The 10632-nt window shown below is 39.5% G+C and carries 10 protein-coding genes; 6 read left to right on the plus strand and 4 right to left on the minus strand.

All coding sequences use genetic code 11. From position 1 onward, the window contains the following. Nucleotides 1-61 precede the first annotated feature (61 nt). From FNH22_RS07445 to sdaAB, 3 genes are read right to left on the minus strand one after another with little or no spacing between them, the layout of a single operon-like run. The gene (locus tag FNH22_RS07445) at nucleotides 62-1429 is read right to left on the minus strand and encodes an efflux RND transporter periplasmic adaptor subunit (protein WP_143397709.1); all 1368 of its coding nucleotides are present in this window, start codon (nucleotides 1427-1429) and stop codon (nucleotides 62-64) included. Nucleotides 1430-1432: 3 nt separating this feature from the next. Further along, entirely contained in the window at nucleotides 1433-2881 is a 1449-nt protein-coding gene (locus FNH22_RS07450; RefSeq protein WP_143397710.1) for a TolC family protein, read from the minus strand. Nucleotides 2882-2893: 12 nt separating this feature from the next. Further along, entirely contained in the window at nucleotides 2894-3571 is a 678-nt protein-coding gene (gene sdaAB / locus FNH22_RS07455) for an L-serine ammonia-lyase, iron-sulfur-dependent subunit beta (protein WP_143397711.1), read from the minus strand. A gap of 138 nt (nucleotides 3572-3709) precedes the next feature. On the opposite strand from sdaAB, the gene FNH22_RS07460 reads away from it, so the two are divergent. Together FNH22_RS07460 and FNH22_RS07465 are read left to right on the plus strand one after the other, a co-directional pair. After that, nucleotides 3710-4528 (plus strand): aminotransferase class IV, encoded by an 819-nt coding sequence (locus FNH22_RS07460; protein WP_143397712.1) that lies wholly within the window; start codon nucleotides 3710-3712, stop codon nucleotides 4526-4528. Between the two features lie 299 nt (nucleotides 4529-4827). Next, nucleotides 4828-5040, plus strand: coding sequence for a hypothetical protein (locus FNH22_RS07465; protein WP_143397713.1), 213 nt, complete (start codon nucleotides 4828-4830; stop codon nucleotides 5038-5040). 23 nt (nucleotides 5041-5063) lie between these two features. On the opposite strand, the gene FNH22_RS07470 is transcribed toward FNH22_RS07465, so the two are convergent. Continuing rightward, entirely contained in the window at nucleotides 5064-5858 is a 795-nt protein-coding gene (locus FNH22_RS07470) for a thymidylate synthase (protein WP_143397714.1), read from the minus strand. 269 nt (nucleotides 5859-6127) lie between these two features. On the opposite strand from FNH22_RS07470, the gene FNH22_RS07475 reads away from it, so the two are divergent. The 4 genes from FNH22_RS07475 to FNH22_RS07490 all read left to right on the plus strand — a co-directional run bounded on the left by FNH22_RS07475 (nucleotide 6128) and on the right by FNH22_RS07490 (nucleotide 10418). Continuing rightward, nucleotides 6128-8404: an RND family transporter gene (locus tag FNH22_RS07475; RefSeq protein WP_143397715.1), complete on the plus strand. Its 2277-nt coding sequence runs from the start codon at nucleotides 6128-6130 to the stop codon at nucleotides 8402-8404. Nucleotides 8405-8481: 77 nt separating this feature from the next. Next, the gene (locus FNH22_RS07480; protein ID WP_143397716.1) at nucleotides 8482-9453 is read left to right on the plus strand and encodes a hypothetical protein; all 972 of its coding nucleotides are present in this window, start codon (nucleotides 8482-8484) and stop codon (nucleotides 9451-9453) included. 51 nt (nucleotides 9454-9504) lie between these two features. Next, nucleotides 9505-9972 (plus strand): antitoxin Xre/MbcA/ParS toxin-binding domain-containing protein, encoded by a 468-nt coding sequence (locus FNH22_RS07485; RefSeq protein WP_143397717.1) that lies wholly within the window; start codon nucleotides 9505-9507, stop codon nucleotides 9970-9972. After that, the gene (locus tag FNH22_RS07490; protein WP_143397718.1) at nucleotides 9969-10418 is read left to right on the plus strand and encodes an RES family NAD+ phosphorylase; all 450 of its coding nucleotides are present in this window, start codon (nucleotides 9969-9971) and stop codon (nucleotides 10416-10418) included. Before FNH22_RS07485 ends, FNH22_RS07490 begins: the two co-directional genes overlap by 4 nt. The last annotated feature ends 214 nt before the right edge of the window (nucleotides 10419-10632 follow it).

Raw genomic sequence — 10632 nt, forward strand, 5'->3', positions numbered from 1 at the left:
GCCTGACCTACTTATCACCGGGAAAATAGTTTAATGCACAGTCAGATATCCCGGTGAGCTATTACTTTTTAGTCTTGTCTTTTTCTTTCTTTTCTTCTTCCTTTATAAGGTCCCCTTCTTCAAGTCTTTTTGATACCACCAAAAATGGTCCGGATACTACATATTCATCCTGTTCAACACCATCAAGTACTTCAATATTTTCGTAATCACTGATGCCAGTCACTACCTCTTTCATTTTAACAACGCCATTCTCAGCAACAAACACAACTTCTTTCACCTCTTCTTTTTTTCCAGGGGATTTGTCATCGTCTTTATTCTCGTCATCTTTATCATCTTTTTTTCCTCGTTCTTTCTCCTCTCCAGGTATCCGCGTGGTCACAGCTGACAATGGCACTGAAAGTACGTTATCTTTTTGATTGGTAATGATCTCCACACTGGCAGTCATTCCCGGACGAAATGGATATTTATTACCCTCCGCTACCAGGTCTTGATAAGAAGAATTTAATATTCTGATCCTGACTTCAAATTCAGTCACTGCGTCGGAAGACGCTTTATCATTCGCAGTATTAGCTATTGCAGTTACCGTTCCTTTGAATTCTTTATCCATATAAGAATAGGAATCCACGTCAATAATGACCGTATCACCAACAGTGACTCTGATGATGTCGTTTTCATTGACATTAACCCTTACTTCCATTTTATTGAGATCTGCTATTCTCATGATCTCGGTGCCTTGAAATTGTTGGGTCCCCAATACGGTCTCTCCTTTTTCAACATTTAGTTTGCTTATTATACCGCTCATTGGAGCTATAATTGTTGTTCGGCGAAGATTCTCCTGGGCCTGAGAAAGTGAGGCTTCACTGCTTTTAACAACAAACTTAGCGGCCTCTAACAGCTCCTGAGCCGATTTCAAATCATTTTTAGCCACGTCATAGTTTTGTTGGGCCAGCTGCCAGTCTGCTTCGGAGATCACCTTCTCATCCCATAGTTTCTGTTGTCTTTCGTAATCCAGTTTCGCTCTTTGGAAAGTAGCTTTAGACCGTGATAAGGATGCCTCAGACGAAGCGCGGTTAGCTCGTTGTGTATTTAGAGATGCCCTGGATTGCTCTAATGCAGCAACAAAATTATCCGGCCTGATCTTAGCAAGCACCTCGTTTTGACGAACTGAATCCCCTTCTTCTACATTCAACGATATTAGCTCACCTGAAACTTCAGGGCTCATTTTTATCTCTACTACGGGCTGCACCATTCCTGAAGCACTGACCTTTTCAGTAATCGATACACGAGCGGCTTGTGCCAGGATTACTTCAGTTTGGTTTGGATTACCAATCCAGCCAGTTGACTTTCCTACAACCACAAAAAGAACGATTAAGATAAATCCACCTAATAAGTAGTATATCCATTTGTTAGATTTTTTCTTCGTTGCCATTGTTTAGAATTCTAAGGTTTTGCCCTGGTAAAAATCCAGTATTTTTAGTTTAAAAATATAGTCATATTTTGCCCTGAGCAGGTCGGACTGAGCTTGGAAAAGATCATTTTCTGCAATTTGATAATCTACGAAATTTACGGCACCAAAGTCATAGCGCTGTTTAGTAACTCTGAATGATTCTTCCCTGGCCTCTACCTGTGTGATGGACGCATAGTATGATTTGGAAGCCGCTTCGACATCATAATAAGCCTGTTCTATCACCTGCCATAATTGATATTTGACATCCTTTAGGTTAATATCCGCCTGCTCCTGACTTATAACGGCACGTTGAATACCGGCTCTTGCCTGAAAGCGATTGAAAATGGGGATGTTCAAATTAAATTGTATGAATTTGCTCAGGTTATCATCGATCTGGTCTCCGAAACTATATCCTTGAACCACCCTGCCAGATGGAACCTCAACTTCGTCTAGCACTACCTGATTAGTACCTTCCACGAAACCTACCGGCTCAAAAGCAGTAGTTGGCTCACCTCCATCACGGATAAATCGTGGTAAATCAGCCGTAGCATCAGAATACCTGGTAGCCATTCCACCTCTTAAACTCAACGTAGGATAAAGATTCCCTTTAGCCGCTTTTACCCCCCAGTCAGCACTTTCCTGTTGTAATTGAGCACTTTGTATTTCCGGTAAATTAAGTAACGCCAGTTCGTAAACCTCCAGTACTGTAACGTCCAATAGGTTTTCCTCTACATTTATCTCCGGGATTACAATTTCTACTTGTGAAGCCGGTGGCAGTTGCAGTGCTTGTTTTAACTGGATCTTTGAAAGTTTGTAGTTATTTTCTGCATTCACCACATTTACTTCATTGGTAGCTTTTTGGGCTTGAAGGTCCAGCAAAGTAGCCTGTGGTAAAGCTCCGGCTTCCACCTGTTTCGTGGTCCTGTCTACCTGTTGTTCTGTTGAATTCAACTGCTTAAGGGTATTATCATAAAGCTCTTTATTGAATAATATATTAGTATACAACGTAATTACGTTCAGAATAACATCGTTTTTGGTTTTATCCAGGTCTTTCCCGCTAGCCTGGAAAGCTGCCTGATTTTGTCTTATGGTATTCCTAAGGTTCATCCCTCCAAAAATGGGTACCGTACCACCAATGGAACCGTCAGAAGCAGCTATACGCTGATCAACAAAAAGGTTAGTGGTAGGGTCAATAGACCTACCCCAATTCCAACTGTAGCTGGCATTTGCACTGGCATTTGGAAGCAAAGCCATTTTAGATTGCTGGAAGTTTATGTTGCTGGATTGTAAATTCAACTCAGAACGCTGAATAGCCAGGTTATTTTCCAATGCGTAGTCTATGCATTCCTGTAACGTCCACACTTCCGTTTCTACCGCTTGCCCGAACAATGAAGCAAACCGGCCAATAAATACTATGAGTAAGATAATTCTCATTGCAAGAAAAATTTATAGGTCTATGTTCGGGATATAGACTACTTCCCTTATCCAGCTAAGGCTCTTCAGGTATTCTAAAGAGACTGGCTTCAACCCTGAGTCCATCTCTATGACCAGGCAGGCAATGTCGTTCTTTCCTTTGCGGGACACCGACATTGTGGCAATATTACAATCTTCATTGGATAGTATGTTAGCTACATTGGCTATGCTACCCTTAATGTCTTCTGCCTTAATGATCAGTGTATGCAACGCCGCGGAAAAATTGGCATTAAAGCCGTCAACCTCCGCTATATTAATAACTCCTCCTCCTTTACTTTCACCAACTACTTCTATTTGTCGCTGACCTCTCGACATATCCAGTTTTATAGTATTAGGATGTAAAGTTGATGCATTTCCTACTGACTTGAACTGATACGTTAACCCTTCCTTTTCAGCATGTTCAAATGCGTTTCGTATTCTTACGTCATCGGTTTTATAATCTAATAACCCTGCTATTATGGCCTTATCGCTACCATGTCCTTCATAAGTACGGGCAAAAGAATTATAAAAAGTAATGACAGCTGTTTCTGGTCCCCCCCCTAATACTCTGATCGCAGCTCTGGCTATACGCACTACTCCTGCGGTATGAGAACTCGAAGGGCCTATCATGACCGGTCCTATCATATCGAAAATACCACTTTTTTCAGCCATGTTTGTTTTTTATAGATGCACTATCAATATTAATTATATTTTTACTCTGCTAATGTTGATATCTGTATAAATGGTCATTTTAATGTATGAAATCGCAAAATGGGCGAATGAAATCATTTACGCTCCAAATCTCTCTGTATGAAGGCTTACTTTAACGGTACCTGGATTGAAAACGATATAAGGCTGCCTCTGAATGATAGGGGGCTTCAATTCGGTGACGGATTGTTTGAAACTATAATTGTCAAAGATGGTGCCGTTAGATTTTTAAAACATCATCTCACCAGAATACAAAAGGGCGCTGAGGTAATGGGGTTAAAAAATTTACCATTTTCTATTGAGGAATTAGAAAACGTTATACTCAAAGTTCTCGCACTTAACAAAATAGATAAACATGCCCGTGTTAAATTACAGATATGGCGCCAACCATCTTCAAGAAATGGCTATCATCCTACCTCATTAGATGTCAATATTCTAGTGACAGCCTCCGAACATGTGCCTTTCGTAAGCAGAGTTATTGAAAAAGTATCATTTTGCACATCAGTTGCACTTACCTATTCAGCTGTATCCCGATTTAAAACAATCAGTGCATTACCTTATGTAATGGCCTCTAAAGAAGCAGAAGAAAAAGGTATGGATGACCTTATTTTACTTAATGAGAGAGGCCTGGTAAGTGAGTGCATCATGTCGAATATCTTCTGGATTAAGGACAAAACGATTTTCACTCCCAGTTTGGCAACAGGATGCATTGAGGGCATTATGCGCAATCATCTGATAACACAATGCCATCAAAGTATTGACCCAATTATTGAGGTCGAAGCCAAACCAGCAGAATTAGCGAAGGCTGATGTAATTTTCAGCGCTAACGTTGCTGGTTTTTATATTTTTCAAAATGTCAACACACGGCCTTTCTCGACCCGGCATCCTACGATGCAAGCCTTGATCAATAACACAGCCTGAAGTACCTGGTGTTACACCATGAATCACTGGTATGTTAAAAGCTCTTGATATTTAAACGTACCATTTCACTCTTAAAAAACGATCTGACCCAGAGGAAGCAAAACTTGTTCAATTATTTTCACAAAAAAAATAAAATGTATAAATCGGCTCAAATCTTACGTAGAGGGCGAATGTTGAAAACATGTGGATAACTTCTTTAGCCAACTATTAAAAAAAATTTTATCCTAACTGAATTAATTTATATTATTGCTCTGTAAGGATACAGTCAATACCCTATGTTTAATGAACCCGATGTTTTAATGAGTAAGGTGAGGATGATCATGGAATCTCCTACTGAACGCACTAAATATCAAGAGTTTACAACCTTTCAGGAAAAGCTTAACTTTATTAAGAATCACTTTATCATGAACGATATGGCTGTTCGATTGTTAGAGCGAAAATATCTCCTTAGTAGTGATAAAAGAGATGAATTAATAAGGACTGTCGAAGATATTATCGACAAAATTGACTGATTAACAGCCCGTTAAACCTTACATCAGACCGCTATTGGTGCTTTAATGCTGGCATGTGCTTCATAGCCTGTGATTTCAAAGTCCTCAAATTTGTATTCAAAGATGGATGCAGGCTTTCTTTTAATCTTTAATTGCGGTAATGCCAGCTCTTTACGAGTTAATTGAAGCCTGGCTTGTTCCTGATGATTTGAATAAAGGTGCACATCTCCACCGGTCCAAACGAACTCTCCGGGTTCCAGATCACATTGCTGAGCAAACAAATGGACCAATAAAGCATACGAAGCGATATTAAAAGGTACACCTAAAAAGTAATCTGCACTTCTCTGGTATAATTGGCAGGACAGTTGACCATTAGCCACATAAAATTGAAAGAGTGCATGACATGGAGGTAAAGCCATTTTGTTTACTTCTGCAGGATTCCATGCACTAACTATATGTCTTCTGGAATCAGGGTTGTCCTTAATCTGCTGTATTACCTGTGCAATTTGATCCACTGTTTCACCTCCCGGGGCGGGCCAACTTCTCCATTGATGACCATATACTGGTCCCAAGTCACCATTTTCATCTGCCCACTCATCCCAAATAGACACACCATTGTCTTTCAAATATTTGATATTGGTATCGCCACTCAAAAACCAAAGTAACTCATGAATAATGGATCTGGTGTGTAATTTCTTAGTGGTTAAAAGAGGAAAACCCTTAGTCAGATCAAAGCGTAACTGTCTGCCAAAGACAGATAAAGTTCCGGTCCCGGTCCTATCACCTTTTAGTACACCATTGTCCAGAATATCTTGCATCAGATCTAAATACACTCTCATACGATTTATGCTTTAGTAGCTCCAAGTAAAGCGTCAAACGAACTTCCTTGAACGCGTTATTTTTTTCAAACTATTGAATACAACAAAGTTAGATAAGCGTGTCGACAGGAATTATCTAACTTAAAGCTAAGTTAGAAATTAGAATAATAGTATTTGGTATTTAAGAATACGGAATTTTGATTTTAGCTTTAAATCCAAAAGAAAAAATCAGCAGTTGATTAAAACATTGGCAATGTGTTATGTTATGTTAGGATAAAATGTATTAATTAATGTCAAGAAAGAGTGCTCGCTGGGGGTTAGTTATTGTTTTTCTAATTACCGTTTTCTTATCTTATTTCATAAAAGACCTACGATTCAATTACGTGTTTGAAGACTTTTTCCCTGTAGGTGATGCGGACCTGAAATACTACATGGAGTTTCGTGAAAAGTTTGAGAATGATAATAATTACCTGCTTATAGGTCTGGAAAACCGCCCTTCTATTTTTGAACAAACTTTTTTATCTAAAGTAGACTCACTTTCCGAAAAACTCAGACAGCTTGAGCATGTCAATTCTGTTGTTTCCCTTACTACCTCTGAAAGGCCTATAATCAGTCAGGCTGGGTTCTACCGGTTGCCCTATGTTCATATTGAAGAACCTGAGCGTTATCAACAAGATTCCATCACTATTTACCAAAGCCCTTTATTAAAGGGGTCATTGGTTTCTAATGACGCAAATGCTGTGGCTATTTTGCTGAAACATGACGAACTAACTTCCAAAAAGGCTTCAGATGAATTTGCCTCAACTACTTTAGCAACTATCCAATCATTTAATTTTGACAACTATCATGTAGCAGGGAAGATCCATGCGCAAAAAGTATTCGTAAGTAAATTACAGGAAGAGCTACTTATTTTCTTATCGGCTTCCCTTATTTTAATCGTTTTTTTCCTGGCTGTAACCTATCGTAGCTGGTGGGGAGTACTCATGCCATTATGCGTCGTTCTCATTTCAGCTTTATGGATCCTTGGGATCATAGGTGCATTTGATAAACCGTTAGACTTCATTATGGTCTTATTACCTACCATCATATTCGTGGTAGGCATGTCCGATGTGGTGCATATAATGACCAAATATATCGAGCAACTGAGGCGGGGAAATAGTAAGATCTCTTCCATCAAAACTACATTCAAAGAAGTGGGACTGGCGACTTTTTTGACGTCCCTCACAACTTCTGTTGGCTTCCTGACCCTTTTAACAGCCAGTATCAAACCCATTCAAGGTTTCGGGCTATTTACCGCTATTGGTGTCTTTGTAGCTTTTATCGTTGCCTTTACGTTGATTCCATTTTCGTTGTTATTACTGCCACGTCCACATATATCAAAAAAGCTCATACATCGCTCCCGTTGGTTCAAAGTACTCAGCAACTTATTCCTTAAAGTACTGAAAAATGCCAGGTGGATCATTTGGGTAAACCTGATATTGGTGGTTCTATCTATCTATGGGATATCAATGATACGTATCAATACACGTCTTATAGAAGACCTACCTGATGACGACCCCTTAAAACAGGATTTTGTTTTTTTTGATGAAAATTTCGGAGGTTCAAGACCTTTCGAGTTAACGGTAGAGGCCAATGGTGACCATTCGATTTTTGACCTCCCCGTTTTACATCAAATAGAGCATATCTCACAATACCTTACCGATTCTATGTACGCAGGTAGTGTAGTCGGCCCCCATGTCATCGTAAAGTCACTTAATCAGGCTGTAAATGGTGGTAATTCCAACGCTTTTACGCTACCTGAAAGTAATTATGAAAAGAGACAAGTGGGGAAAAACCTGAAGCGACTCTTAAAAAGAAATGATGATATAGCGTCTATCGTCACCGACGATCAAAAGCTAGGCAGGATAAGCATGCGGGTTGGCGACATTGGCAGTGAACTATCTCTCAGCAGAACACGTAGATTGAGACGGTATATTCAGGAAACTACTGATCCGGCCATAGCTACATATAAGATTACAGGCACCTCAAATCTCATCGATAAAAATAACGAATACCTGGCCAGAAATATGTTTGAAGGATTAGGTATCGCTTTTGCAGTAGTAGCAATGATTGCCGGGTTATTATTCAGATCATTCCGAATGGTCATTGTTACACTTATTCCAAATGTAATACCCTTACTTGCAGTAGCCGGTATAATGGGAATATTTGGGGTAACACTAAAGTTATCTACCTCTATCGTTTTTACGATTGCCTTTGGAATTGCAGTAGATGATACTATTCACTTTACCAGCAAATTAAAATTAGAACTGGACAAGGGTAAATCCATGCTTTATGCACTCAAAAGCACCTATTTAAGTACTGGAAAAGCATTAATGGTGACCAGCATTATTCTTTCAGGAGGCTTTCTGACTTTGATTCTGTCCTCTTTTGGAGGAACTTTTTACACAGGCCTGCTTATCAGCCTGACCTTGATTTTTGCATTGGTCATTGACATGACACTACTTCCTGTCCTGATTCTACATTTTTCCGGAAAAACCAGAGTTGAAAAAAAACGTAATGAAGGTTAGTCTCTTACCCTATACTACTTGTGAAAGGAAGCCTACTAATTTCAACTGTTTGTATACTCTCCTTGATTATCTTTTTCGTGTCATGGAATACGACAAAAGAAAAAACAGGTGAAAAGATAAATGGTGCAAACCTTGTAGCACCTCCAAAACCTATGGATAAAGAGGCCTTGATCCCATTGAAGTCAATCCATGCCGATTGGATTTCTGTCATCCCTTATGCTTTCATCAATCCAAATGAACCCACCGTGAGATTCGACTTTTCAGATCAATGGTGGGGTGAGAGTATAAAAGGCTCTTCCAAGATGATTGAAATGGCTAAGGAGCAAGGCTTTAATGTTATGTTAAAACCACATGTATGGGTACGTGGTCAAGGATGGGCCGGTGATTTTCAGCCGCAAAATGAACAAGATTGGAAAAACTGGCAGAAAAGTTATGAAAGATACATTCTGACCTTTGCTAAAATCGCGGAATCTCATGATGTTCCTCTACTTTGTGTCGGAACAGAATTCAGAAAAACAACAGTTCAACACCCGGAATATTGGCAACAACTTATAAGAAAGGTTAAAAACATTTACCAAGGTAAAATTACCTATGCTGCAAATTGGGATAACTACAAAAATATTACCTTTTGGGATGATCTGGACTACATCGGTATAGATGCATACTTTCCGCTTAGCGAGAAAAAGACGCCAACCGTATATGAGCTGACCTCCAGCTGGGAAAGAATAGCTCATGAACTACAGGAATACTCTGCCCGGCACAGCAAGCCTATCTTATTTACCGAATATGGATATGAAAGCATAGATTATACGGCTGACGGGCACTGGAAGCATGACAAGGACACTCTTTCTGTAAACTATACAGCACAAATGAACGCATATGAAGGGCTATACAACGCCATATGGGATGAAACATGGTTTAAAGGTGGTTTTTTTTGGAAATGGCACCTTACCACCCCATATAGACCTGAAAGGCTCACCAGAACATTTACACCGCAAAATAAACCGACAATGGATGTCATAAAAAAGTGGTACGCAAAGAATGATTAAATATTAGAAAACGAAAATAAAAGTTTATATTTGGAGAGAATCATTCCAAATATGGACGAAAAAAAATATAAAACCCCTCAATCAGTTTCAAAAGCTTCAGAGCCACCGGTACCCTATACAAGTGCTATAGCGCCCAGCACTTACCTTCATAAGGTTTCCAGCTATAACTTAAATAAAGCACAACTTCCAGGCAAAGCCCTACTTGCCTTACAAGAAGAGACATCATTACCTCCTGGTATATTTGCTGATATATTAGGAATTAGTAAGAGTAAATACTACGACCTGGTTAAAATGAATAATCTTGATACTAAAAATATTGACGCACTTGCTGATTTTATCGCCTTATGGAATAAAGGAGTTGAGGCATTTGATGGGGATAAAAGTCTCTTAAAGCAATGGATGTCTACTCCGAATGAAAACCTGGGTGGTATAGCACCTATATCACTATTGGCATCTCGGCTGGGTAGAAGAGAACTGGAAAGGGCCTTTTTAAGGATTGAGCACAGTATCTACGGATGACCTTATATCATATCGACAAATGGAAGTACCGGAATATTTGGCCTCCAGAAGGCACATTGCACGCATCAGGGAGATGGAATGAAGTAGGTCAATGGATGATCTATTGTTCACCTTCCATTGCACTGGCTAAACTTGAAATCCTCGCAAACGAAAGCTTCCTGCCTATCAAAAGAGTCTGTATGACTATTGAGGTAAAAGAACAGAAAAGTCTATACAAAGTATCAAAGGATCAATTAAGTGATGACTGGTTGCTAAAACCTTACCCAAAGGACCTCACTACTTACAGTAAGAAATTTCTAACATCAGGTTGCCTTATAATGCAGGTCCCATCGGCCCAAAGTCAAAGAGAATATAATTATCTCATCAACGTAAGGCATACAGACTTCAATAACCAAATAACTCTAAAAAGTGTGATCTCAGAACCATTCGACCCGCGTTTAAAATAAAAACCCCGCTTTCTTGTAAGCGGGGTCATTCAGAGGGAGGTTTGAGGAACTATTTAATCAACCGTTACTTCCTCTGTAATTCCTTCAATAGAGACATCAAAGCGTCTGTCACACTCACCATCACCAAAATCGATCGTGATGACTTTATTTTCAGTTTCAATTTGTTTGACACCCGCAACAGGTATCCTGGCTCTTCGGCTAGGGAGACAAGCTC

It is taken from the genome of Fulvivirga sp. M361 (genome assembly GCF_007097395.1).
In the GTDB taxonomy this organism is placed as follows: domain Bacteria; phylum Bacteroidota; class Bacteroidia; order Cytophagales; family Cyclobacteriaceae; genus Fulvivirga.